The organism is Streptomyces sp. NPDC088745 (assembly GCF_044751045.1).
GTDB classification, from domain to species: Bacteria; Actinomycetota; Actinomycetes; order Streptomycetales; family Streptomycetaceae; genus Streptomyces; species Streptomyces cremeus.
Window position 1 is genome coordinate 219,174 of record NZ_JBIVLB010000006.1, and the last position, 24,347, is coordinate 243,520.

General features: G+C 72.8%; 23 protein-coding genes. 11 read left to right on the top strand and 12 right to left on the bottom strand.

Translation table 11 applies throughout. The features are described from left to right. Positions 1-101 precede the first annotated feature (101 nt). Both ACIP93_RS18440 and ACIP93_RS18445 read right to left on the bottom strand, forming a co-directional pair. A complete protein-coding gene (locus ACIP93_RS18440; protein WP_401760161.1) occupies positions 102-842 on the bottom strand; it encodes a cysteine hydrolase family protein in 741 nt (246 codons plus the stop codon). Continuing rightward, positions 842-1,426: an isochorismatase family protein gene (locus ACIP93_RS18445; protein WP_345219624.1), complete on the bottom strand. Its 585-nt coding sequence runs from the start codon at positions 1,424-1,426 to the stop codon at positions 842-844. Before ACIP93_RS18445 ends, ACIP93_RS18440 begins: the two co-directional genes overlap by 1 nt. 118 nt (positions 1,427-1,544) lie before the next feature. Here ACIP93_RS18445 and ACIP93_RS18450 point away from each other — a divergent pair, with 118 nt between their 5' ends. Then, positions 1,545-1,673: a hypothetical protein gene (locus ACIP93_RS18450; RefSeq protein WP_401760164.1), complete on the top strand. Its 129-nt coding sequence runs from the start codon at positions 1,545-1,547 to the stop codon at positions 1,671-1,673. Then, positions 1,643-2,641: a helix-turn-helix domain-containing protein gene (locus ACIP93_RS18455; RefSeq protein ID WP_345219625.1), complete on the top strand. Its 999-nt coding sequence runs from the start codon at positions 1,643-1,645 to the stop codon at positions 2,639-2,641. The genes ACIP93_RS18450 and ACIP93_RS18455 overlap by 31 nt, the downstream gene beginning before the upstream one ends. Positions 2,642-2,666: 25 nt before the next feature. On the opposite strand, the gene ACIP93_RS18460 is transcribed toward ACIP93_RS18455, so the two are convergent. Then, a complete protein-coding gene (locus ACIP93_RS18460) occupies positions 2,667-3,527 on the bottom strand; it encodes a TIGR03943 family putative permease subunit (RefSeq protein ID WP_401760168.1) in 861 nt (286 codons plus the stop codon). Then, a complete protein-coding gene (locus ACIP93_RS18465) occupies positions 3,524-4,540 on the bottom strand; it encodes a permease (RefSeq protein WP_401760171.1) in 1,017 nt (338 codons plus the stop codon). The genes ACIP93_RS18460 and ACIP93_RS18465 overlap by 4 nt, the downstream gene beginning before the upstream one ends. A 304-nt stretch (positions 4,541-4,844) precedes the next feature. Here ACIP93_RS18465 and ACIP93_RS18470 point away from each other — a divergent pair, with 304 nt between their 5' ends. Continuing rightward, complete coding sequence (locus tag ACIP93_RS18470) at positions 4,845-6,125, top strand: serine hydrolase domain-containing protein (RefSeq protein WP_401760174.1); 1,281 nt, start codon at positions 4,845-4,847, stop codon at positions 6,123-6,125. A 7-nt stretch (positions 6,126-6,132) separates the two neighbouring features. On the opposite strand, the gene ACIP93_RS18475 is transcribed toward ACIP93_RS18470, so the two are convergent. The 4 genes from ACIP93_RS18475 to ACIP93_RS18490 all read right to left on the bottom strand — a co-directional run bounded on the left by ACIP93_RS18475 (position 6,133) and on the right by ACIP93_RS18490 (position 10,944). Continuing rightward, positions 6,133-7,443, bottom strand: a complete 1,311-nt coding sequence (locus ACIP93_RS18475; RefSeq protein WP_401760177.1) for a phytase — start codon at positions 7,441-7,443, stop codon at positions 6,133-6,135. 266 nt (positions 7,444-7,709) lie between these two features. After that, complete coding sequence (locus ACIP93_RS18480) at positions 7,710-8,984, bottom strand: MFS transporter (RefSeq protein WP_401760180.1); 1,275 nt, start codon at positions 8,982-8,984, stop codon at positions 7,710-7,712. Beyond that, on the bottom strand, positions 8,981-9,802 hold the full coding sequence (locus tag ACIP93_RS18485) for a Rossmann-like domain-containing protein (RefSeq protein ID WP_401760182.1): 822 nt from the start codon (positions 9,800-9,802) through the stop codon (positions 8,981-8,983). Before ACIP93_RS18485 ends, ACIP93_RS18480 begins: the two co-directional genes overlap by 4 nt. Positions 9,803-9,870: 68 nt before the next feature. Beyond that, the gene (locus tag ACIP93_RS18490) at positions 9,871-10,944 is read right to left on the bottom strand and encodes a pyridoxal-phosphate dependent enzyme (protein WP_401760185.1); all 1,074 of its coding nucleotides are present in this window, start codon (positions 10,942-10,944) and stop codon (positions 9,871-9,873) included. 464 nt (positions 10,945-11,408) lie between these two features. On the opposite strand from ACIP93_RS18490, the gene ACIP93_RS18495 reads away from it, so the two are divergent. From ACIP93_RS18495 to ACIP93_RS18505, 3 genes are read left to right on the top strand one after another with little or no spacing between them, the layout of a single operon-like run. After that, a complete protein-coding gene (locus tag ACIP93_RS18495; RefSeq protein ID WP_401760620.1) occupies positions 11,409-12,428 on the top strand; it encodes a FecCD family ABC transporter permease in 1,020 nt (339 codons plus the stop codon). Position 12,429: 1 nt separating this feature from the next. Further along, on the top strand, positions 12,430-13,209 hold the full coding sequence (locus tag ACIP93_RS18500; RefSeq protein ID WP_345219632.1) for an ABC transporter ATP-binding protein: 780 nt from the start codon (positions 12,430-12,432) through the stop codon (positions 13,207-13,209). A 14-nt stretch (positions 13,210-13,223) separates the two neighbouring features. Then, entirely contained in the window at positions 13,224-14,240 is a 1,017-nt protein-coding gene (locus ACIP93_RS18505) for an ABC transporter substrate-binding protein (RefSeq protein ID WP_401760188.1), read from the top strand. A gap of 136 nt (positions 14,241-14,376) precedes the next feature. Here ACIP93_RS18505 and ACIP93_RS18510 read toward each other — a convergent pair whose 3' ends face one another. Continuing rightward, complete coding sequence (locus ACIP93_RS18510) at positions 14,377-15,969, bottom strand: S8 family serine peptidase (RefSeq protein WP_380837445.1); 1,593 nt, start codon at positions 15,967-15,969, stop codon at positions 14,377-14,379. A 336-nt stretch (positions 15,970-16,305) separates the two neighbouring features. On the opposite strand from ACIP93_RS18510, the gene ACIP93_RS18515 reads away from it, so the two are divergent. Continuing rightward, a complete protein-coding gene (locus tag ACIP93_RS18515) occupies positions 16,306-16,548 on the top strand; it encodes a DUF6411 family protein (protein ID WP_345219634.1) in 243 nt (80 codons plus the stop codon). Positions 16,549-16,981: 433 nt separating this feature from the next. Here the strand turns inward: ACIP93_RS18515 and ACIP93_RS18520 are convergent, their stop codons facing one another. After that, positions 16,982-17,713 carry a hypothetical protein gene (locus ACIP93_RS18520; protein WP_345219635.1) on the bottom strand — a complete coding sequence of 244 codons (732 nt, stop codon included), beginning with the start codon at positions 17,711-17,713 and terminating at the stop codon, positions 16,982-16,984. Between the two features lie 184 nt (positions 17,714-17,897). Here ACIP93_RS18520 and ACIP93_RS18525 point away from each other — a divergent pair, with 184 nt between their 5' ends. Further along, positions 17,898-18,569: an AIM24 family protein gene (locus tag ACIP93_RS18525; RefSeq protein WP_401760191.1), complete on the top strand. Its 672-nt coding sequence runs from the start codon at positions 17,898-17,900 to the stop codon at positions 18,567-18,569. Between the two features lie 288 nt (positions 18,570-18,857). Further along, positions 18,858-20,882 carry a GTP-binding protein gene (locus tag ACIP93_RS18530; RefSeq protein ID WP_401760621.1) on the top strand — a complete coding sequence of 675 codons (2,025 nt, stop codon included), beginning with the start codon at positions 18,858-18,860 and terminating at the stop codon, positions 20,880-20,882. 79 nt (positions 20,883-20,961) lie between these two features. On the opposite strand, the gene ACIP93_RS18535 is transcribed toward ACIP93_RS18530, so the two are convergent. Further along, a complete protein-coding gene (locus ACIP93_RS18535; protein WP_345219637.1) occupies positions 20,962-21,642 on the bottom strand; it encodes an NAD(P)H oxidoreductase in 681 nt (226 codons plus the stop codon). Between the two features lie 112 nt (positions 21,643-21,754). On the opposite strand from ACIP93_RS18535, the gene ACIP93_RS18540 reads away from it, so the two are divergent. Continuing rightward, complete coding sequence (locus tag ACIP93_RS18540) at positions 21,755-22,684, top strand: AraC family transcriptional regulator (protein WP_401760195.1); 930 nt, start codon at positions 21,755-21,757, stop codon at positions 22,682-22,684. 48 nt (positions 22,685-22,732) lie between these two features. Here the strand turns inward: ACIP93_RS18540 and ACIP93_RS18545 are convergent, their stop codons facing one another. Beyond that, positions 22,733-23,701: a glutathione S-transferase family protein gene (locus tag ACIP93_RS18545; RefSeq protein WP_401760197.1), complete on the bottom strand. Its 969-nt coding sequence runs from the start codon at positions 23,699-23,701 to the stop codon at positions 22,733-22,735. A gap of 210 nt (positions 23,702-23,911) precedes the next feature. Here ACIP93_RS18545 and ACIP93_RS18550 point away from each other — a divergent pair, with 210 nt between their 5' ends. Next, positions 23,912-24,106, top strand: a complete 195-nt coding sequence (locus ACIP93_RS18550) for a hypothetical protein (protein ID WP_345219640.1) — start codon at positions 23,912-23,914, stop codon at positions 24,104-24,106. Positions 24,107-24,347: the final 241 nt, after the last annotated feature.

Consider the following 24,347-nt stretch of genomic DNA (forward strand, 5'->3'; position numbering starts at 1 on the left):
CCCCCGGGGGGGGGGCGGGGGGGGGGGGGGGCGCGGCCGCGGCCGTCGGCGGGGGAAGGAGACCAGGTCCCTTCCCCCGCCGAGGACGGCTGCGCGGAGCGCTACTTGAGGTCGGCCTGCTTCGGCACCACGACGCCGAAGCGGTCCTGGATCGTGGCGAGCGCGGCCTCGTGGACCTGCTTCGCGGGAATGCCGCCGGGGTTGCCGTTGACCGGCAGCGGCCGGGTCGCGGAGGCGTCGCCGACCACGGTCGGCCGGTAGCCGTTGTAGACGGCGCCCTCGGTGGTGAACAGGGTGCACATGTGCGTCATGAAACCGGCGATGATGACGTTCTTGCGGCCGGTCTTCTTGAGCTCCTTGTCGAGCCCGGTGTCGTGGAAGCCGTTGGGGACGGCCTTCTCCACCACTGCCTCGCCCCTGACCGGCTTGAGCGCCGGGATGATCTGCCCGGCCTTCGACTTGAGGTCGTAGCCCTTCTCGACGATGTGGACGACCGGCGTCCTGGCCTTGCGGGCCCGCTCCAGCAGGGCCTTGGTGTTGTTCACCGCCTCGCTCCAGCCGGTGAGCTCCATCGTTCCGCCGGTGTAGACGTTCTGGTAGTCGACCAGCACCAGCGTGGCGTTGGAGAGCGTCGCCGGCGTCTCGTCGAGCTTCATGAGCTGACGCAGCGTCGTGGTGTTCTTCGCGACGTTCTCGCCGGCGGTCGGCGCGGCGGACGGCGACGCCTTCGCGTTCTGCCGGTCGGTGCCGGTGGCGGCCTGGGTCTCCCCGCCGCACGCGGTCACGGTGACCGCGAGCAGAGCGGTGGCGCCCAGGGCGACGAGCGTGCGCAGCGGCTTCATCAGACGATCTCCTTCTGGGAGGCGACGACGACCCCGTACAGGTCGGCGATGGTGGCGAGGGCGCCCTGGTGCACCTGCTCGGCCGGGACCTCGGTGCCCGCGACGGGCAGCGAGCGGGTGGCGGTGGCGTCGGCGGCGACCGTGGGACGGTTGCCGTTCAGGAACGCGCCCTGTGCCGTGAACGCGACACACATGTGGGTCATCCAGCCCGCGATGACGACGTCCTGGCCCTCGGTGAGGTGACGGGCCAGGTCGGTGCCGACGAACGCGTTCGGGACCTCCTTGACGACGACCGGCTCGCCGTCGACGGGGGCGACCTTCGGGTGGATCCGGCCGATCTCCGCGCGGATGTCGTACGGAGTTCCCTCCCCGCCGTCGTTGATGACGTGCACGACCTTCGTGCCGGCCGCACGGGCCCGGGCCAGCAACTGCGCGCCGGCGTCGAGGGACTCCTGCCACCCGTCGAGCTCCATCACGCCCCGGGTGTAGGTGTTCTGGAAGTCGATCAGGACGAGCGTCGACTCGGCCAGCTTCGCGGGCGCCTGGTCGAAGCCGTTCAGCTCGCGCAGCGTGGTCCTGGGCATGGGTGTACCGCCTTCGTGTCGCGTGGGAGAGACACAGCCCGCCACCCCGGATCTGCCGGTCGGGCGGCTGTGTCCACCACGCTACGAGCTCAACTCGATGTCAACAATGACCTCTAACATGCAGATACCGACGTGCGGTCCGGACCCGTACGGCGGCAGCGCCGGCATCGGCAGCACCAGCCTCAACACGACCCGCAGCACCAGCAGGAGGAAACAGTGGCGGACACCGCGCGACGGCTCGTCGTGATCGTGATCTTCGAAGGCGTGGACCTGCTCGACGTCACCGGACCGCCGGAGGTGTTCGCGCTGGCCAGACGCGAGACCGCCGAGGCGGCCGGGTACCGGGTGGTCCTCGCCGCCGAGACCATGGACCCGGTCACCACCGGCGCCGGCGTCCGCGTCCTGCCCGACCTCACCTTCGACCAGGTCGCCGCGCGCGGCATCGACACGCTCATCGTCCCGGGCGCGGTGGAGGTCGACGGCGAGGGGCGCGTCCACCCCCTCGTCGAGCCCGCACTGGTCCACCGGGTGAAGGAACTCGCCGCGCGGACGCGGCGGATCACCTCGGTGTGCGTCGGGGCGCACCTGCTCGCCGCCGCCGGACTGCTCGACGGCAAACGGGCCACCACGCACTGGTCGACCGCGCAGCAACTGGCCGCCGACCACCCGGAGGTGGAGGTCGACGCCGACCCGATCTTCATCCGCGAGGGCAACGTGTGGACCGGCGCCGGCATCAGCGCCTGCCTGGACCTCTCGCTCGCCCTGATCGCCGACGACCTCGGCGAGGCCGTCGCGCTGCGGGTGGCCCGCCAGCTCGTGATGTACCTCAAACGCCCCAGCGGACAGAGCCAGTTCAGCGTTCCGCTGGAACAGGTCTCCACGACCCGGCGCATCGAGGACCTGCGCCACCACATCCTGCGTCATCTCTCCGAGCCGCTCACCGTCGTGGACCTGGCCGCCCACGCCCACGTCAGCGACCGGCACCTGACGCGCCTGTTCAAGACCGAACTGGGCATGACCCCGCACGCGTACATCGAGTCGGTGCGCGTCGAGAAGGCCCGCCACGAACTGGAGTCCTCCGACGCCACCCTCGACCGGATCGCGTCCCTGTGCGGCTTCGGCACCACCGACACGCTCGTACGGGCCTTCCGCCGCCGGCTGAACACGACGCCGACTGAGTACCGGCGCCGGTTCCGGGTCCCCCAGGTCTCCTGACCGACGCCCCCGCCGAGGGGCTGGTTCAGAGGGCGGGAGCCTTGTCCAGGTAGGGGTTCGCGGGGTCCGGGACGCGGGTGACCGAGGCGGCGTCGAGCGCGAGCGAGGCGGAGGTGGTGCCGAACGTGCCGCCCGGCCGCCAGGTGCCGGTGACCCGCACCCAGGCGTCGGCGGGCGGCGCTTGCGCCCCGTGCACGGTGACGCTCAGGGACTGGGAGTCGGCGGCGCAGCAGGAGACCAGGAGGCGGGTCAGCCGCCAGGTCCCGGCCTTGTCCCCGGCCGGGTCCCGGACGGGAGTGACGAAGCCCTGGACGACCAGCGTGCGGCCCTTCAGGCTTCCGCTCCCGTCCTGCTGGAGCCGGGCGACCAGTTCGGTGAGGGACAGGGGCACCGGGCGTCCCGCGGCGGGCAGCGGGTCGAACCGCCCGTAGTCCTGGACGAGTTGCGGCTGGTCGCGGGAGGCGGTGTACGAACCCAGGGCGGGCGGGGCGAGGAGCAGCAGGAGCAGCGCCGGGGGCAGCAGCAGCCAGGCCACCCGCGGCCCGCGGGAGTGGTCGTGGCCGTGCTCCTCGCCGTGGGTTCCGCCCCCGCCGTCACCCTCGTGCCCGGGCACGTCCTGAGGCGCGCCCGCGCGGGGAGCCGGGCCGCCCGCCCCGGACGGCGCCAGCTCCTCGGCGCCCTTCCCGGCGACCCGCTTCCGCACCCGTGGCACGACATCGCGCGCCACCCCCACCAGCCCGAGGGCGGCGAGCAGGAACCCGGTCGCGATCAGGAACGGCTGGGCGCTCTCCTTCACGTACCGCAGGCACACGTCGCTGAACAGCGAGATCCGCAGGACCGCCGTGCCGAGGACCAGCAGAAGAAGCGGCTGGGCGTGGGGTCTCACAGCAGCCACCATCCGGTCAGCGCGGTGCACACGACGGCCGCGACGGCGGTCGCCGCCGAGAAGCGCCAGGCGAACGCCCGGCCGAAGGTCCCCGCCTGGAGGGCGATCAGCTTCAGGTCGACCATCGGCCCGACGACCATGAACGCCAGCCGGGCGGTCGGGGAGAAGCCGGTGAGCGAGGCGGCCAGGAAGGCGTCCGCCTCCGAGCAGACGGCCAGCACGATCGCCAGCGCGGCGAGGAAGAGCACCGAGAGCCAGGGCGACGACGAGAAGGCCTCCAGCACCGACTTCGGGACGGTGACGTTGAAGGTGGCCGCGGCCGCCGCGCCCAGCACCAGGAAACCGCCGGCGTGCAGGAAGTCGTGCTGGAAGCCGGTCCGGAACTCCTCCAGGCGGCTGCCGCCGTGCTGGTGACCGGTGTGCCGGGCGGGCATCCGCAGCCACCGGTCACGTCCGAACCGCAGCCAGAGCCAGCCCATCAGCACGGACGTCGCCAGCGAGGCGACCAGCCGGGCCGCCACCATCTCCGGGCTCGTCGGAAAGGCGACCGCCGTGGACACCAGGACGACGGGGTTGATCGCGGGAGCCGACAGGAGGAAGGCGAAGGCGGCCGACGGGGTCACCCCGCGCTGGATCAGACTCCTGGCGACCGGTACCGACGCACACTCGCAGCCCGGCAGCACGATCCCCGCCGCGCCCGCCACCGGAACCGCGAGAACGGGATTGCGCGGCAGCGCCCTGCCGAACACCTGGGCCGGCACGAAGGCGTTGACCGCGCCGGATATCAGCGTGCCCAGCAGCAGGAACGGCAGTGCCTGCACGAGGATCGCCACGGTGATCGTCTGCCAGGCGCGGAAACCGGGGCCGGTGAGCAGCTCGTCGCCCCCGGCGGCCCAGGCGATCGCGCACACGGTCACCACCGACGCGGCGCCCGCGGCCCGGACGGAAGCCGGGGTGCCCCGGCCCGGTGAGCTGCCCGGCGGGGCCTGGATCAGGCCGGTGGGCGGTTCCATGGGGGCTCCGGAGCGTAAGGCGAAGGGGGAGGACGCCACCCTATCCGGGCGGTGGCCGTGCGCTGCCGGCCGGGCCGCGCCCTTCGGCACGCCCTCCCCACGGGCACAGACGGCACCCCGCGCCTTTCGTGGACATATCGAAAAACGCATACGTCCCCGCATCGGCGCACCGGCTTCAGTGGACCCACGAACCACCGTGCGCACGGGGCCGGTCGGTCGGGCGGGCAGCCGCAGGAGCGGGCGGCCCCGAGGACCGGGCGATCCGGAGGACCGGGCGCCGGGGCAACGGAAGGGAAGTGTGGCGATGGGATCGGATTCCGTACGCGGTCTCGGCAGGAGGCGGCTGCTGGGCTGGAGCGGGGCCGCGACGGCCGCGATGGTGGCCGGCGGGGGGCGGGCCGCGGCCGCCGGACCCGGCCGCGCCGCTCCGCCAGCGGATGGAGCGGATGGAGCGGACACCGTGCCGCCGGACACCCGGCCCGGCGGCGCCTACGACCGGTACCTGGCGAAGCTGGCGGCGGAGGGCGACTTCTCCGGTGTGGTGCTGCTCTCGCACCGGGGCCGCACCGTGCTGTCGCGCAGTTACGGCATGGCCGACAAGGAGAGAGGCATCCGCAACCACCCCGGCATCGCCTTCAACCTCTCCTCGGCGGGCAAGCCGTTCGGCCCGGTGGCGGTCCTGCAACTGGTACAGCAGGGAAGGCTGCACCTCTGGGACACCGTGGGCGCTCACCTGAAGGGCTTCGCCGAGGAGGTCGCCGAGAAGGTGACCCTCCACCACCTGCTCTCCGGCACCTCCGGCCTGGACAGCCCGCCCGAGGACCTGGAACGCGTCTTCCAGAGCCGCGAGGAGGTGCGCGAGTACTGCGAGCGGTGGGCCCGGCAGGCCAGGCCGGTGGCCGCCCCGGGCACGCCGACCGAGCACGCCGGGGCCGAGATCGCCATCCCCGCGATGATCGTGGAGGCCGTCACCGGGACGACGTACTGGGACTACGTCGAGGAGAACGTCTTCCGGCGCTGCGGCATGACCGGCACGGCGTTCTTCACCCGGCCCCAGTGGCTCACCGACAGGCACCTCGCGCACTCGTACATGCGCCAGGCGGACGGCAGCCTGGTGGACGCCGTCCGCAACCTGGACAAGGGCAGCCAGGACCCGTACCAGCTCGGCAAGAACCCCGCCCGCACCTTCGTCGACGCCCCCGGGGACGGCGGTTTCGCGACCGCGCCGGACCTCGTCCGCTTCGCGCACGCGCTGACCGACGGAACACTGCTGGACCGGCACTACGCCGAACTGCTCACCGGACCGAAGATCCCGCACGCCCCGCAGGGCGGCGGCCTGGCACGCGGGGCGGCGTTCCCCGTCGACGCGTCGTTCGGGGCGTACCAGATGCCGGTCGGCATCGTCAACGGCCAGTGGCTGAAGGGGCGTGCGGGCGTGAACCCCGGCAGCTTCGCGAGCTGGAACATCTATCCGGACACCGGTTGGGTCGGCGTCATCCTGGGCAACCAGGACGGGGCGCCGTTCCCGCAGATCATCGAGGAGGAGATGCGGGCCGTCCTCGGCCCGGCGCGCGACGCGGGGTGAGGGGGGTTCAGTCGTCGAGGGCGTCCAGCACCGTACCGAGGTCGACGAACTTGAAGTTGGTCGCGGGACGGTCTCCGTCACCGGGGGAGTCCTGCCCGTCCTGCACGACCAGCAGGCCGCGCGGGTAGCGGGACCCGAGGGGGGCGTTCAGCGCGGCGGCCCCGTCGCACTCCTCGGACCCGTCCGGCCTGCCGCCCGCCGGTGCGACCCGGAACCCGCCCTCGTACTCGTTGTCGTCCCCGCGCTCGCGGTCGTAGGCGGCGAAGGTGTTGTCGCCCTGGCTGGAGGCGAGGAGGTGTCCGTCCCCGTCCGCCTCGGTGACCAGTGTCAGGCCCTCGACGTCCGCGCTGATCCGGGTGCCGCCGAAGCCGGGGTCGGCGCCCGCCACGCACTCCTCGGTCTGCTCGTCGTAGGTGCCGGGCACCCCGTACTCGCGGACCTTGTCGAGGAGTTCGGGCGTCCCGGTGAGGTCCGCGCGCAGACGCCAGATGCCGACGTCCTCCTGCCCGGCGTACAGGGTGCCGTCGGCCGGATCGACCACCATGCCCTCGACCTGGGGCAGTTCGCCCGGTTCGGCGCACGGGGTCCACGTCCTGCCGTTCGGCAGCCGGAAGGCGGAGGGCAGGTCCAGGTGGCGGACCGTGCGGTAGGTGACCTTGCCGCCCGCGGCGGGAAGCAGCTCCAGCAGCGCGATCCCGGTCCGCTCACGGCGGCTCACCAACGCGTACGAACGTCCGCTGGACCGGTCGGTCCAGGTGGCGAGCCCGTACGCGGTCCGCTGCTCATTGACCTCGGCCTGGTCCCGGGAGAAGACGGCGGGAGCGGCCGGGTCCGTGACGTCGGTGAGCGGGCCGCCCGCACGGTCGCGGTCGATGCGGTAGAAACGCAGCCGGTCGTGGCCCCGGTCGGTGGTGACGGCCAGGTCCGCCCGCCCGGACGACAGCCGCAGCCCGGCGACGAGGTCGACATTGTTGAACCGGCCCGGGGCGTCCCCCTCCCCGGCGGCCGGCGGCGCGGCGATCGTCTGCACGGGCCGCGCGTCCAGGTCGTAGACCCGCAGGCCGCCCTCCTTCGCCGTCGCGATGACGAGGCTGCGCCCGGGAGCGGTGGCGTCGCGCCAGATCGCCGGGTCGTCGGCGTCGGCGTTGCCGCCCTGCGCGTCGTCGTGCAGCACCGGCGTCTCCGCGCGGGCGGCGACCGCGGGCAGCGGGCCGCCGGACGAACGGTCGCCCGCCTGGGCGGGCACGGCCACGGCCGACACCGCGAGCAGGGTGGTCGCGGCCAGCGTGAGCGGCGGGGCGATGGGGGAGCGGAACACGGGGTTCTCCTCTGCCGAGTGACGATTCCGCGCGAGCGTGCCGCCGCCACGTGACGCCACGGCAGCCGCCGGACACCCACCGTCCTCCACCCAGATGTACATGTCATGTACGGCGGGGGCGTCCCTTGCCGCGGAGACCGGCACGTGATCCCGCTGCCGGTCCCCGGCACCGGACCCGCCGTGGCCCGCCACCTGGGACGGCACCCCCTGCGGGCCCGCCCGCGGCCACGCCGTCAGCGTCCGCTCCCGCGCGTGCTGACGGCGCGTCACGTGGCGGGGGCGGGCGCGCCGCGACTCACCCACCGGGTGAGCAGGAGCGCTACGAGGGTGAGCGCGCCCAGCACCGCCGCCGCGCCGGGGTAGCCGCCGAGCGACAGTCCCACGCCGCCGAGACCGGCCCCCAGGAAGACGCCGAAGCTCATGCCGGCCGCGTTGACGCCCAGCGCCGTTCCGCGCAGGGAGCCGCAGCGGCGTACCAGCAGGGTGGTGACACAGGCCGCCACCGTCGCGTGGGCCGCGCCGAGCAGGGCCGTCAGCGGCAGCGCGACCAGCAGCGACCGGGAGAGGAAGACGCCGACCAGCGCGCACAGCGCCACCCCCAGCGCGACCGCCATCAGCCGCTCCCCGCCGAGCCCGCGCCGCTCCGCGCTGAGCAGCCGTCCGGCGCACAGGTTGCCGAGGAAGAAGGAGGTCCCGCTGAGCGTCCAGACGAGCGCGAAGGTCTCGGGCCCGAGGCGGAAGCGCTCGTCGTAGTAGGCGGCCAGGTAGGCGAGGTACCCCATGAAGGCCGCCGTCCGGAGCAGGGCCACCAGCAGCAGCGGTACCACGCCGGGCAGCGCCCCCAGCAGCCGGAACGACTCCAGGTAGCCCGGCCGTGCCGCCGCCTCGGCCGGGACCTCGGCGCGCCGCGCGCGGCGGCCCCGCAGCAGGAAGTACAGCGCGAGTGCCGAGGTGAGCGCGGCGACGGCCCACAGGTCGCCCCGCCAGCCCCAGAACAGGGCGGGCAGGGCCACGAGCGGAGCCGCCAGCAGGGCGGTCAGCGACTGGGTGGCGGTGATCAGGGTGGCCGCGCGGCCGGCCGCCGCGTCGTTGTCGAAGCGGTCGGCGGCCGCCGCCGTGAGGGCCGGATTCAGTACGGCGGTACCCGCGCCGACGAGCAGGCAGAACGCCGCCAGGAGCAGGACGTCGCCGCTCGCGCCGAGCGCCGCGGCGACGGCGAGCACGGCGAGCCCGCCCGCGGCCGCCCACTCCTTGCGGACCCGGTCGATCAGCGGTGCCAGGGCGGTGCCCACCGCGAGGGCCGCCAGCCCGCCGAGGCCGCGCAGTTGCCCGAGCGCGGCGACGCTGCCGTCCGCCGCCCGGGCGATGGGCACGAGGAAGGTGCCGTAGACGGTGAAGGGCACCAGGCCGGCGGCCGAAGCCAGGACGAAGGGCCACAGCAGGCGGGTCATCCGCAGGTCGCCCGGCACCTCGCCCCGGCCCGTGGCGGTCGAAGCGGGAGGTTCGGGGGCGGCGGCGTCGTGCTGGGTCTCGTTGCTCATGCCCGCTCCGCCCGGTACCGGTACAGCACGGTGGTGTCGGCGCTGAACTGGGAGAAGGGGAACGGCTCCGCGGACAGTGCGGTCACGCCCGCCCCCAGGAAGGCGCGGGCCACCGCGCTGCCGGTCTGGGCGTACACGGTCAGGGGGAGCGCGTGCTTGCGGCAGTGCTCCAGGATCGGGTCGAAGCTGCCGTTGCCGAGGGTCATGCCGGTGGCGACCACGGCGTCCGCCGCCGCGAGCACCTGCGTCATGTCGTCGGTGACGGGGTCGCCCCAGTGGGTGGCGCGGAGCTGGAAGTCACAGGGCAGCGGTACGCCGCCCCGCTCCCGTATCGCGGCGACGAGCGGGTTGACGACGCCGATCAGTGCGACCTTCGCGCCGGGCGCGATGTCCAGCAGCCCGGCGACGGCGGCGTCCCTGGCCCGCGCGCGTTCCTCGGGCGTACCGGTGGGCAGCAGGACGGGCTCGGCCTCCGGGTCGGTGCGGTGCGGCCGTACGCGGCCGAGGTAGGCGTCGAGCGCGGCGACGCGCACGGCCGGCGCGTCGTGGCGCAGGAGGGCGTCGAGCGTCTGCCCCGAGGCGTCGGCGCAGAAGTCGGCGGCCACCTCGTCGCCCTCGAACGAGCAGGCGCCGAAGGCGTCGCCCGAGCGCATCAGCAGATACCTGTTGCGGTAGGTGACCGCGCTGTCCGCCAGCCGCGTGGTGTGGTGCAGCCAGAAGGCGCTGGTGACGGTCAGCTCGGCCGGGCGGGGCCCGAAGTCGCCGTCGAGCACGGCGTGTTGGAGGTCGGGAAGGGAGTGCGGCAGCGAAGGGGGCATCGCGGTTCCTCGGGGTGTGCAGGGTGGGTGCGGTTCGGTGGCGGGGCGCTGACGGCTCCCGGGGAGCGTCAGACGTTCTCGGGCTGGGGAAGAGGCCGCGGGTGGAGTGGGTGCGGGGACCGCTGCGGGCGGCCGTCGCCCTGGGCCTCCGGGGCGCCGGCCGGCGGCCAGTCCATCGCCGACCACGGATGCCGCAACGCGCCCTGCCCCGCGACCTCGTGGGGACGCATCGCGCCGGGGGCGACGGCGTCGGCGTGCCGGGAGTAGGCGCTGTCGACGTACCGGTGCCCGGTGTCGGCCGCGAAGAAGACGCAGGTCCGCGTGGTGTCGCGCTGGAGCTCCCAGCGCGCGGCGAGGTAGGCGGCCCCCGCCGACAGTCCGGCGAAGATGCCGCTGGCCCGCAGGAGGGCGACCGCGCCGGAGGTGGCGTAGTCGAAGTTCACCCAGTGGATGCGGTCGTACAGGTCGTGCCGCACGTTCTGGAACGGGATGGAGCTGCCGATACCGGCGATGATCATGTCCGGGTCCAGGACGTGCTCCGCGCCGAAGGTGACGCTGCCGAAGGGCTGCACCCCGACGAGTCTCACGTCCCGGCCCGCCTCGCGCAGATACGTGGCGACGGCCCCGGTGGACGCCCCGGTGCCCACGCCGCCGACCAGGGTGAGCGGCCCCTCCGGCACCTCCTTGCGGATCAGGTCCGCGACGTCGCGGTAGCCGAGGTAGTGGACGGCGTCGTGGTACTGCCGCATCCAGTGGAAGTGCGGGTTCTCGCGCAGGAGTTGGGAGATCCGCTCGACGCGCAGGTTCTGGTCCAGCCGCAGGTTCCGGGAGGGGCGGACCTGTTCCAGGGTGGCGCCCAGGATCTCCAGTTGGACGCGGAGCGTGCGGTCGACCGTCGTCGAGCCGACGATGTGGCAGCGCAGGCCGTGGCGGTGGCAGGCCAGGGCGAGCGCGTGGGCGTAGATGCCGCTGGAGCTGTCGACGAGGGTGTCGCCGGGCTTCACCAGCCCGGTGTCCAGCAGGTGACGTACGGCGCCGAGGGCGGCGTAGAGCTTCATCGTCTCGAACCGCAGACAGATCGCGCCCGGCGGGACGGTCACGACGTGCGGTTCCTTGACGGCCTCGGCTATGTGCTCGTGCATGGGTGGCCCTTCGGTCGGATCGGGATGCGCCTGAGCTGCGCTGGAACTGCGCCCGGGCAGCCCGGGGAGAGGCGCCGGGGCAGGCGGAGTGGGGGAGGCCTCCAGCAGCCTTCACGAGATGAAAATGATTGTCAAGAAGTTCCGGGCAAGACTAGTTCTGATTATCGTTTTCATATACGTTGGCCTCGCCGCCCTCCTCCGGGCGACCGCTCCCGACGGACAGGAACGGGCAACTGCCCTGTTCCCGCGCCGCGTCGGCGGCGGCCGGCGAACGAAGCGCCCCCCTTCAGGGGCCGCGCGGCCCTCGCCGCCCTCGGCACACTCATCCCGGAAGGTCCTGCCTCATGTCCCCGCCCCCCGTCGCCGCACCGTCGGCGAACAGCGGCGCCGCCCCACCGGCCGACCCGGTTCCGCTCGGACCCCCGGCAGGCCCCAGGGGCCGGCTCGCGTCCCGCACGGGCCTGCTGCTCGCCTGCGGCCTGCTGGCCGTCCTCCTCCTGTGCTCGATCGTGGTCGCGATCGGCCTGGGGGCCGCCGTCGTCTCCCCGGCGGACACCGCCCGGTACGTGTGGGCGGCCGTCAGCGGCGGCAGCGTCACCGCCGCCGAGGTGACGACGTATCAGATCATCTGGGAGATCCGCACCCCGCGCGTCCTGCTCGCGGCGCTCGTGGGAGCCGGGCTGAGCGCCGTCGGCGTGGCCGTACAGGCCATGGTGCGCAACGCCCTCGCCGACCCCTTCGTGCTGGGCGTCTCCTCCGGCGCGTCCGTCGGGGCCGTCGCCGTGACGGTCACCGGGGGCCTGGCCGCGCTGGGCGTCCACGCGGTCTCGGCCGGCGCCTTCCTCGGAGCACTCGCGGCGTCGTTCCTGGTGTACACCGCCTCCTCGCGGCGCGGTGCGCTCTCCCCGCTGCGGCTCGTGCTCACCGGGGTGGCCCTGTCGCTGGGCTTCCAGGCGGTGATGAGCCTGCTCATCTACGCCGCCCCGGACAGCGAGGCCACCAGCATGGTCCTGTACTGGACGATGGGCAGCTTCGGCGCCGCCGACTGGGGGGCGCTCCCGGTGGTCTCCGCGGTCGTCGTCCTCGGCCTGTTCGTCCTGCACCGGTACGGGCGGGCGCTCGACGTGCTCGCCCTCGGGGACGAGACCGCCGCGAGCCTGGGCATCGGCCCCGACCGGCACCGCAAGGCCCTGCTCGTCCTGGCCTCGCTGATGACGGGCGTGATGGTCGCCGTCAGCGGCTCCATCGCCTTCGTCGGACTGGTCATGCCGCATCTGGTGCGCATGGTCGTCGGCGCCTCGCACGCCCGGGTGCTGGCCGTGGCGCCGCTGGCCGGAGCGGTGTTCATGGTGTGGGTCGACCTGGTGTCCCGGACGCTCGTGGCACCGCGCGAACTGCCGCTGGGCGTCATCACCGCCCTCGTCGGCGTGCCGGTCTTCCTGGCCGTGATGCGCCGCAAGGGCTACCTGTTCGGGGGGCGTTGACATGGACCTCGCACTGGACCGGATCTCCGTCGAGACCGACGGCAGAACGCTGGTGGACGCACTGACCCTGGACGTCCCGAGCGGGCAGGTCGTCGCACTGGTCGGACCGAACGGCAGCGGCAAGTCCACCGCGCTGCGGTGCGTCTACCGGGCCCTCACTCCCAGCGCGGGCGCCGTACGGGCGGACGGCCACGACCTCTCCGCGCTGACGCTGCGCCGCTGCGCCCAGCTCGTCGCGGCCATGACCCAGGACGGCTCCGTCGACCTCGACTTCACCGTCGAGGAGGTCGTCGCCCTGGGACGCACGCCCCACCTGCGGGGCAACCAGGCGCTCGACCGCCGCGAACGGGAACTGTGCGAGCGCGCGATGGACCGGCTCGACGTCCGCCACCTCGCCCGGCGCGGCATCCTCACCCTCTCGGGCGGGGAACGCCAGCGCGTCCTGCTCGCCCGTGCGCTCGTCCAGGAACCGGAGATCCTCGTCCTGGACGAACCGACCAACCACCTCGACGTCCGCCACCAGGTCGAACTGCTCTCCCTGCTGCGCGGCTCGGGACTCACCGTCCTGGTCGTCCTGCACGACCTCAACCTCGCCGCGGCCGCCTGCGACCGCATCGGGGTGCTCAGCGAGGGACGACTGGTCGCGGCGGGCCCGCCGCGGGACGTCCTCACTCCGGAACTCGTCGCCGAGGTCTTCGGCGTCACGGCGAGCGTCGTGCCCCACCCGCTGACGGGCGGCCCCCAACTGCTGTACTCCCTCCCCTCCTGTGACAACCCGTGAAAGGCACCCCCGTCATGAAGACGAACAGCGCCCCCGTCGCTCTGCGCCGCCCCGTCGCCCTCGGCACGGCCCTCGCCGCCGTCCTGCTGCTCAGCGGCTGCGGCGCCACGATCGAGGCGGACGCCAAGGCGCCCCCGAAGGTCACGGTCAAGAGGTGCGGCGAACCGGTCGCCTACACGGTTCCCCAGCGGGCCGTCGTGTACGAGGGCGGCAGCGCCGACAAGCTGTTCAGCCTGGGTCTGGTGGACCACGTCCACGGGTACGTCATGCCCCCGGCGAACCCGCCGGTGACGGAGTCGCCGTGGGCGGCCGACTACGCCAAGGTGAAGATGCTCAGCGACGACCTGCTCAACAAGGAGATCGTCGTGAAGGCCAAGTCGGACTTCGTCGTGGCCGGCTGGAACTCCGGGTTCAAGGCCGAGCGGGGCATCACCCCGCAGATCCTCGACAAGCTGGGCGTGCAGAGCTTCCTGCACGGCGAGAGCTGCTTCAACTACCCGGGCTTCCCGGAGAAGTCGACCCCCTTCGAGGCCCTGTACGAGGACCTGGGACGGCTGGGGAAGATCTTCCGGGTGGAGGACCGGGCGAAAGCGGTCGTCGGCCGCCTGAAGGAGCGGGTGGCGAAGGTCGAGGCACAGGCGCCCAAGGGCGACCCGGTCCCGGTCTTCCTCTACGACTCGGGCACCGAGCAGCCCTTCACCGCGGGTAACCAGGTCCCGCCCAACGACATCATCAAGTCCGCCGGCGGCCGGAACGTCTTCGACGGTCTCGACCAGCGCTGGACCCAGGTGAACTGGGAGGCCGTCGCCGAGGCGGAGCCGGAGGTCGTCGTGATCCTCGACTACGGGGACCTGCCCGCCCAGAAGAAGATCGACTTCTTGAGGAACTCGCCCCGCACGAAGGAACTCCCCGCCGTCAAGAAGAACAACTTCTTCGTCCTCGACTACAACGAGGGCATCAGCGGGCCGCGCAACATGGACGGCCTGGAGAAGTTCGCGAAGTACCTGCGCGAGCTCGGGCCGAAGGGCTGAAGCACGGGCAGCCCCGGGATGAGCCGGGACGAGCCGGGGCGGGCCGGGGCGGGGAGCCCAGGGGCCCCGCCGCCCGGCCCGCCCCGGGGAGCGGTCCTTCATTCCCGGTACCGCCGGCTGCCCGGGGTCGGAACTGTCAGAACTGGAGGGCCCAGAGGTCGATCTTGCCCACGTCCGCGTTGGCGTTGTCGGCCACCCGCAGCTTCCAGGTGCCGTTGGCCGGCTCCGAGGACGCGTTGACGGTGTACGTCTGGGCGATGTTGTCGGCGCTGCCGCCCGTGCCGAACGCCTTCAGGTTGTAGACGCTGCCGTCGGGGGCCACCAGGTCGACCTTCAGGTCGCCGATGTACGTGTGCTTGATGTCGACCTGCACGCTCAGGGCCGCCGGGGCGTTGCCCGCGACACCGCTGACGGTGACGGGGGACTCCACGGTGGCGTTGTCGGCGATCGCCACGTCGGTGGCGTTCTCGAAGCGCTTGCCGGGCGGCGGGGTGGTCGAACTCCCCACGTTCAGGAGCCTGTTCGGGGAGCCGGTGCCCGGGTTGCCGACCACGTTCGGGGTGGCGGCGGCGGTCAGCGCGGAGGAGACCTGCGCCGGGGTGGCGGTCCGGTTGGCGGCCAGGTAGAGCGCGGCCGCGCCCGCCGCGTGCGGAGCGGCCATCGACGTGCCGGAGATGGTGTTGGTGGCCGTGTCGCCGGTGTTCCACGAGGAGGTGATGGAGGAGCCCGGGGCGAACAGGTCCAGCACGCTGCCGTAGTTGGAGAAGCTGGAGCGGGCGTCGGTGTTGGTCGTCGAGCCGACCGTGATCGCCTCGGTGACGCGCGCCGGGGAGTAGTTCTGCGCGTTGGAGCTGTCGTTGCCCGCGGCGACGGCGTACGTGATGCCGCTGGCGATGGAGTTGCGCACGGCGGTGTCGAGCGCGCTGTCCACGCCGCCGCCGAGGCTCATGTTGGCCACGGCGGGCTTCACGGCGTTCCGGGTCACCCAGTCGATGCCGGCGACGACCTGGGCGGTGGTGCCGGAGCCCTGGTTGTTGAGCACGCGGACGCCGACGATCTTCGCCTTCTTGGCCACGCCGTACGCGGTGCCGCCGACGGTGCCCGCGACGTGCGTGCCGTGGCCGTTGCCGTCCTGGGCGGTGTTGTCGTTGTCGATCGCGTCGAAGCCGTAGCTGGCGCGGCCGCCGAAGTCGCTGTGGGTGATGCGGACACCGGTGTCGATGATGTACGCCGTCACGCCCTCGCCCGCGGAGTCGGGGTAGGTGTAGCTCCGGTCCAGCGGCAGGGCCCGCTGGTCGATGCGGTCCAGGCCCCAGGAGGGCGGGTTGGGCTGGGTGGCGGAGATCTTGAAGACGCGGTTCTGGGCGACCGAGGCGACCGCCGGGTCGGCGGCGAACTTCTTCGCCTGGGCCTCGGACAGCTCGACCGCGTACCCGTTGAGGGCCCGCTCGTACGTGTCCTTGATCGTGGCCCCGTACCGCTTGGCGAGCGCCTGGCCCCGCGGGGACTCGGCGTCGACGACGGAGTCCTTGAGGGTGACGATGTAGCTGCCGGGAACGGCTCCGGCGACGCCGGCGTTCTCGATCCGGCCTTCCGCGGCGGCCGGAGCGGCGGCGGCGGGCAGCACGGAGACGGCGCCGAGCGCGAGGGCGGCCACGGAGGTGGCGCCGGCCACCGCCCATCTTCGGGCGACGAAACCGCTGCGGGAAGGCGCTGAATGCATCGACATCGGAGGGATCCTCCTCGTGGGGTGGTGCACCGGGGTGCAGCTGTGGGGGAGTGCACGACAGGGGCATGACAAGCCAACGCGCGGTGAATCCCGGCTTGCCGCCGACCCGCCGACACCGAAAGACTGGCCCATCCCCCCGGACCCCACAAGAGGTCTCGCACTCCCGTAACACCTGTGCCACACAACCGACATGACGATCCGTCATATGCGTGGACAAGGCCGGCGCCCGGGACCCGGGCGGAGCTGCGGGCCGGGCGCGGGGCGTAAGCGGTGCGGTGCGGGGCACACGGAACGCGTCCCCTGCCGTCCCCTTCCCCAGTGAACCGAGGTGTCCCCATGATGGTCGTCGGCATCGTCGTCGTCTGTGTCGTCCTGCTGGTCCTGGCCTTTTTCCTGCCCCGGCTCTCGCGGCACCCGGAGCGCGGCACCCAGCGCACGCTCGGCGCGGGTTCGCGTGCCGCGAGCAAGGCCCCGGGGCCGCTCGGCCGCTGGCTGAGCAAGCCGTTCGGCACCAGCTCCCGGGCCGTCTCCCGCAGCGGTGCGGCCGGCCGCAAGGGCCGCGGGCGGATGCCCTTCTGACCGGAAACCGGCCGGAATTCGGCGCGAAGAACGCGCCGGAACGTGACGGAGCCCGGGAGCATGTCCAGCTCCCGGGCTCCAGCTTGCCACCCAATTGCGCACACCGGCGGCGTTGAAGACCGCGGATCAGGTTGAGATCGACGTGTTCTGCCTTTGAACTACAGCGCCACGCAAGAGGCGCCGAGAGGACTTGAACCTCCATCCGTCGATGTTCGCCCACGGCCGGTCGATCCGGTGTTCGGCGGCGAATACTGAGACTGGAGCGAGAATCTGAGTTTCACGGGGCCGCCTCTGCCAGGTCTGGGCCACCCCCGCACGTGGTGCGGGGGGAGGGATTCGAACCCCCGACTGACACCCCTTGATCAGCTTCAACATCAGTTTCAGCTTGCGCTCATCGCGCACCCTCCGCTCGCGACGGAGGGCGTGTGTGGGGCTACCGGAAGAGGTAGCCGAATACCGCGTCGCCGACCCGCTGGTCGGTGACCTCCGTGTTGTTCGCCTCCTCACGGGCGAACTTGACCGCCTGCTGGAGCTTCTCGACGCGCTCCAGGAGCTCGTTGACCCGCCGGGCGGGCAGTGCGCCGGAGAACTTCACCGTGGTCCAGTAACCGACCGGCACGTCCTCGTAGTACACCTCGACCTGCGCCGGGTGCTTCTCGGTGGCCTCGGCCTTCACGTGGTTGCGCGGCACCTTCTTCGTCCGGATGGTCCGCACCGGTTCCGTCTTCCAGGAATCCGTCGAGGGGTCCAGGTTCCACGACTCGGAGGCGTCCAGCACCGGCAGCTTGCGCACGAAGGTGTGCAGATCGGTGAGCTGCTTCTCCAGGAACAGCAGGTACGGGACGGGCACCTGGGGCAGCAGCACCGCACCGTCGACCACCACGTCCGCGGCCGCGGACCGGTTCGCCCAGTCCTTCGTCGCGGTCACGTCGAACAGCCGCGTCAGCGTCCCGGCGGTCGCCCGCAGCGCGTCCTCGGCCTTGATCTGCACCCGGGTGGACTCGGGCGGCAACTGCTCGCCCTCCTCGTCCTTGGGCTGGTAGGTCCGGGAGATGCCGGCCAGCAGGGCGGGCTTCTGCACGTCCTGGTGGGCCTGGGTGAGTTCCTGGAGGGCCTTGGACTTGACGCCCTTTTCGACGGCGATGATCTGATTCAGCTTCGGCACCCGGCGAACCTAACAAGCCCGCGCCGTCAGCACATCCGATTTTCACCGCGCGGCTCGCACACAGCGGGCGCGACGTCCGCACGGGACGTGAACACGAGACGTGAATCTGTGCGCGGAACCACCTGTGCGCGGAACGTACAACTCCGGTCGTATGACCGCCGCACGGCCGGGTACCGGGACCGGCATGCTGAGAAACCTCTTCGATCCCGAGAACCTCGTCCAGCCCGTGTCGGCCCCCGGGCTCACCCAGGAGAACGCCATGGCGGTGCGGTACGCCGTCAAGGGCGAGGCACGGGCCAGGCAGGGCACCATGGTCGCCTGGCGCGGGTCCCTGGAGTTCGAGCGCCAGGGCCAGGGCGTGGGCAACTTCCTCAAGCGCGCGGTGACCGGCGAGGGCCTGGCCCTCATGACGGTCACCGGCGAGGGCGAGGCGTGGTTCGCCTCCGACGCGGCCCACTGCTTCCTCGTCGACGTGGACGAGAACCACGGCCTGACGGTCAACGGCAAGAACGTCCTGTGCTTCGACGCCTCCCTGAACTACGACATCACCACCGTCAAGGGCGCCGGGATGGCCGGCGGCGGCCTGTTCAACTGCACCTTCACCGGCACCGGCCGGCTGGCGCTCACCAGTGCGGGCATCCCGCTGGTGCTGCCGGTGACGCCGCAGACACCCGTCCACGTGGACACGGACGCCGTGGTCGCCTGGAGCCCGGCGCTGAGCACCTCGCTGCACCGCTCGCAGAGCATCGGGTCCATGGTGAAGGGCGGCTCGGGCGAGGCCGTGCAGCTGAAGCTGGAAGGGGAGGGGGTCGTCGTGGTCAACCCCGGCGAGCCCAAGCCCACTCCGTCGTCCTGACCCCGCCGCACGCGCCCGTGCCGAGGGGGCCCCTCGGCACGAGCGCCGGGAAGGGGACGGGTGCGCTGCGTCCGCGCGGTCCCGCCCCCCCTCCCGCGCGCACGATTCGCGCACACGATTCGCGCGCACACAATTCGATTGCGGCCCCGGCCCGCCTGCGGCAGGGTGCGACCAGCACTCGTAGCCACCCCGCAAGGAGACAGCACATGCGCCGACTTTCCGCGTTCCCTCCGAAGGCCCCCTTCACCTCTTCAGAGAACCGGATCGTCAGTGCACACGGAAACGCACATCTCCGCGGGCGCGCCCAACCCCGCGCGCTCCGCCTCCCCGGACCCCGGGTCTGACGCCCTCAACCTGGGCATCGTCGCCCACGTGGACGCGGGCAAGACGAGCCTCACCGAGCGGCTCCTGCACTTCGCCGGAGTCCTCGACGAGATCGGCAGCGTCGACGCGGGCAGCACCCACACCGACACCCTCGCGCTGGAGCGCCGCCGCGGCATCACCATCAAGTCCGCCGTCGCGTCGTTCGCACTCGACGGCCGTACGGTCAACCTCATCGACACCCCCGGGCACCCCGACTTCATCGCCGAGGTGGAACGGGTCCTCGGCGTGCTCGACGGGGCCGTCCTGGTGGTGTCCGCCGTCGAAGGCGTCCAGGCGCAGACCCGCGTCCTGATGCGCACCCTGCGACGCCTGCGCATCCCCACCCTGATCTTCGTCAACAAGATCGACCGCAGGGGGGCGCAGGACACCTCCCTGCTGCGCTCCCTCGGCGACCGGCTCACCCCCGCGCTCGCCCCGCTGGGCGCGGTCCACGACGCGGGCCTCCCCACCGCCTCCTTCCAGCCGTACCCCGAAGCGGACGCGGACGTCGCCGACCGCCTGGGGCAGCGCCTCGCGGAGCAGGACGACGCCGTGCTGGCCGCCTGCCTGAACGCCCTGCCGCACCCGCTGCCGCCCGCCCGGCTGCGCGCGGAACTCGTGCGGCAGACCCACCGGGCGCTGATCCACCCGGTGTTCTTCGGATCGGCCGTCACCGGGGCAGGCGTCGACGCCCTCGCCGAGGGCATCGGCCAACTGCTGCCGCCGGCCGGGGGAGCCCCGGACGAACCGGTCTCGGGCACGGTCTTCAAGGTCGAGCGGGGCGCCGCCGGGGAGCGGATCGCGTACGTCCGGCTGTTCGGCGGACGGGTGCGGGTACGCGACCACGTGACCCTCCGGCAGGGCCCGGGCGCGGCCCGGGAGGGCAGGGTGACCGGAGTGCGGGTCTTCGCGGAGGGCACGGTCACCGGTGCGCGGGCGGTCGCGGCCGGGCAGATCGGCCAGTTGCTCGGCCTCGCCGACGTACGGGTGGGCGACACGGTCGGCAGGCCCGGGCCGCGGACGGGGACGGACCGCCACTTCGCGCCGCCCGCCCTGGAGACCGTCGTCCGGCCGGTCCGCCCCGGCGACCGCGCCGCCCTGCACTCCGCGCTCCTGCAACTCGCCGAGCAGGACCCGCTGATCGGGCTGCGGCACGACGAGATCCGGCGCGAGACCTCCGTATCGCTGTACGGGGAGGTGCAGAAGGAGGTCATCGGGACGACGCTCGACGAGGACTACGGCATCCCCGTCTCGTTCTCCGCGACCACCACCCTGCACCGGGAGAGCGTCGACGGTCCGGGGCAGGCGCGCGAAACGAGGGGGGAGGACGGAAACCCCTTCGCGGCGACCGTCGGACTGCGGGTGGAGCCGGGCCCGCCCGGAAGCGGCGTGGACCACCGGCTGGGCGTCGAACTCGGCTCGATGCCCCACGCGTTCATGCGCGCCGTGGAGGACACCGTCCGGGCGACGCTCCACCAGGGCTTGTACGGCTGGCAGGTGAGCGACTGCGTCGTGACGCTGACGCACAGCGGATTCTGCTCCGTGCGGAGCACCGCCGCGGACTTCCGCGGCCTGACCCCGCTGGTGCTGATGAGCGCGCTGCGCCGGGCCGGGACCACCGTGCTGGAGCCGATGCACGACTTCCGCCTCGAAGTCCCGTCGGCCGCGCTCGGACAGGTCGTGCCACTCCTGGCCCGCCTGCGGGCGGTGCCGGCCGCACCGCGCGTCGAGCGGTACGGCTGCTCGCTGACCGGTGAGATCCCGGCCGCCTCCGTCCACCCGCTGGAACGCCGGCTGGCCGGGCTCACCGGCGGCGAGGGGCTGTTGGAGACCTCCTTCGCCCGTCACCGGCCGGTGACGGCCACCCGGCGGCCCCCGTCCAGGGCGCGCACCGACCACAACCCGCTGCACCGCCGGGAGTACCTGCTGCACGTCGTGCGCAGGGTCTGAGACGGTGACGGGCCGCGGCCGGTGCGCGGCGCCGTCGGCGGACGCCGCGCACCGGCGGGCGCGCGGTGACCGTCGGCGGTCAGGCCGCGACGAGTTCCTCGGCGACGAACCTGTCCACGAACTCCTGGGCGCGGCGGTCGAAGTCGGCGTACTGCGCCTCCCGTTCGGCGCCCGTGACCGCCTGGCCGACCAGGAGGTTGCCTTCGGCGTCGACGCGCTGGGGGCGCTCCTCCGCGTCGGTGAGCAGGCCGACGGTGGACCGGGAGAAACCGCAGTAGGAGGCGATGCCGTCGTTCAGGCCGCTGTCCAGGACGGCCTGCATCCCCGCCACGACGGGATCGTCAGACGGGGCGCCGGCCAGGCCCAGCCACAGCATGCGCTTGCCGGCGAGGCGGGGCTTGCTGCGGCCGTAGGCGAACCCGTAGTTCCACACGCGGTCGATCCAGCCCTTGAGCACGGCGGGCACGCTCTGCCAGTAGACGGGGAAGACGGCGACGACGACATCGGCGTCGAGGACGCGCCGCATGTGGGCCTGCACTTCGTCCGAGTACGCCTTCTCCCTGTTGCCCCAGTCCGGCTCGTCCGCGGTGTTCATCCGCGGGTCGAACCCTTCCGCGTGCAGGTCGAGCAGGTCGACGCGGTACCCGGCCGCCTCGAGCCGGGCGGCGGCCCGGCGGGCGGTGTGCGCGGTGAGGGAGTCGGCGCGGTGGTGCGCGACGACGACGAGGGCGGTCCTGCTCTGGCTGGCGAGCTCGGTCACGGTGTCTCCCGGTAGGTCTCGGTCGGTGCGATGAACCCAGTACAGACCCGGCGGGATGGATGATCCATGGGAGAAACGCTACGGAACATAGGCGATCGTCTACGCTGCTTCCATGGACCCTCTGAGTTCGCTCCTGAGCGGCATCCGGGCCGAGGGCTCGGTCGTCAGCCACGCCGTACTGACGGCGCCCTGGACCATCCGCTTCGCCGACGGGGCGCCGCTGACCATGGTCAGCGTGCTGCGCGGCGGCGGCACCCTGCTGCTGCCCGACGGCACGCGGCGGACGGTCCGCGCGGGTGACACGGCCATCGTGCGCGGCCCCGCGCCGTTCCACCTGGCGGACCGCCCCGACAGCGTCCGACGCCCCCACTCCACCTACGAGATCGCCTGCTTCGCCGCGGACGCGGAGTGCACCGCCGAGGAGCTCGCCGGAATCCGCTGGGGCGGCGAAACGGAGGCGGCGACCGCGCTGATCGTGGGCGCCTACCGCGCCTCGGGCCGCCGCCACGAGCGGCTGCTGCGCGCGCTGCCGCCCGTCCTGGTGGTCACGGAGGACGCGGAGGTCTGCGCCTGGCTTGAGCAGGCCGCCGCCGACGCCGCCCAACTCACCGCAGGATCACAGGCGTTGATGGACCGGCTCCTCGACTGGGCGCTGGTGTGCACCCTGCGCAATTGGTTCGACCAGGCCGGCGCCGACGCGCCGAGCTGGTACCGGGGCCTCGCCGACGAGGTCCTCGGCCCCGCCCTCCAGGCCTTCCACGACCGGCCCGCCGAACCCTGGACGGTCGCCTCGCTGGCCACCCGGGCCGGGGTCTCCCGGGCCCTGTTCGCCAAGCGCTTCACCGCGCTGATGGGCCGGCCGCCCCTGGCCTACCTCACGGAATGCCGGATGGCCGAGGCCGAGACGCTGCTGACCGACACGGACCTCAGCGTCGCGCAGATCGGAAGGTCCGTCGGCTACGCCGACGCCTTCGGCTTCAGCGCCGCGTTCAAACGCCACACCGGCGAGAGCCCCCGCGCGTTCCGCACCGCGGCGGCCTGACCGCCCCGGCCGTACGCGCCGGCGCCCACGGCCGGTGCGCGGACCGCGTCAGGGCGCGCCCGGCGGCGTTCCCTCTCCGAAGGGACGGCCGCCCAGGCGCTCGCGGCCGTGCGGGGTGGTCCAGCCGTCGGTGTCCGGCCCCAGCGGCACGACGCCCGTCGGGTTGATGCCACGGTGGACCCGGTAGTAGTGGCGTTTGATGTGGTCGAAGTCCACGGTGTCCCCGAACCCCGGCGTCTGGAAGAGGTCCCGGGCGTACGCCCACAGCACGGGGTTCTCGCTGAGCTTGTACCGGTTGCACTTGAAGTGGCCGTGATAGACCGCGTCGAAGCGCACCAGCGTCGTGAACAGCCGGATGTCGGCCTCGGTGAGGGTGTCGCCCACCAGGTAGCGCCGGTCGGCGAGCCGCCGCGTCAGCGCGTCGAGCCGGCGGAAGACGTCCCGGCACGCCCTCTCGTACTCCTCCTGGCCGGTCGCGAACCCCGCCCGGTACACACCGTTGTTGAGGTCCTGGAAGACGTCCTCCATCACCTCGTCGATCTCCGCGCGCAGGGCCCGCGGATACAGGTCGGGCGCTCCCGGACGGTGCAGCTCCGTCCACTCGGTGGCCAGGTCGAGGGTGATCTGCTGGAAGTCGTTGGTGACCAGCCGCCCACTGGGCACGTCCACGATCGCCGGCACGCTCACCCCGCCCGGCGCGTCCTTCTCCCGCGCCTCGTACGCCTCGCTCAGGTACCGGATGCCCAGGACCGGATCGCGGCCGTCCGGGTCGAGGGTGAAGCGCCAGCTCCGGTCGTCCTGGATCGGGTCGGTGATCCCGAGCGACAGGGCGGACTCCAGGCCGAGCAGCCGACGCGCGACGAGCACCCGGCCGGCCCACGGGCACGCCAGGCTCACCACGAGCCGGTAGCGTCCCGCCTCCACCGGCCAGCCGTCGCGCCCGTCGGCGGTGATCCGGTCCGCGAAGTGACTGCGCGACCTCTTGAACCGCTTCTTCCCGTAGGACTCGTTGCCCATCCCGGCTCTCCCTCTCGCTCGCGAATGCGCCGCGCCGACGCCGTCGGCCCGTTGTGCGACGAATGCCGATTCTGTCCCGTACGGCGGACCGATGTCATCTGCACGGGTTACGGGACGGGGGAGCGGGTTACGTGTGTACGCAGCCGCTGCGAACAGAGCGCGGAGGCACGCGGACCCGAGGACGCGTACAGGCCAGGAATGAGGACGCGCATGACCAGCCCCCAGCACCAGTCGGACCAGGACGCCGGACGCCCGGAGACGGCTCTCGACGAGGCCCTGAAGGAGTTCGAGGAAGCCGAGACCCGCGATGTCGGCCGGACCGACCTCCCCGCGGACCACGACGGGGAGGCCGGGGACGCGCTGTCCCCCAACGAGGAGGCCCAGGAGGACGCCTCGGGCCACTGAGAGGACGCCTCAGGCCGAGGGGCCGGACCGCCGGCGTGGCCCGGCGGGCGGCTCCGCGCCGCGCTGCGCGTCGTCAGTTCGAGGTTCCGGATGCGGTGGGCCGCGCACCCGGCCGCGGCGGTGAAGTGCCGCCGGCCGGACAGGTGTTACCGATCTCTTACGGCCCCCCGCCAGGGCTCGCCCGGCGGGCGCGGCCGCGGGTCTACTGGGGGCACGAACACCCGGCCCGGCACCCTGCGCG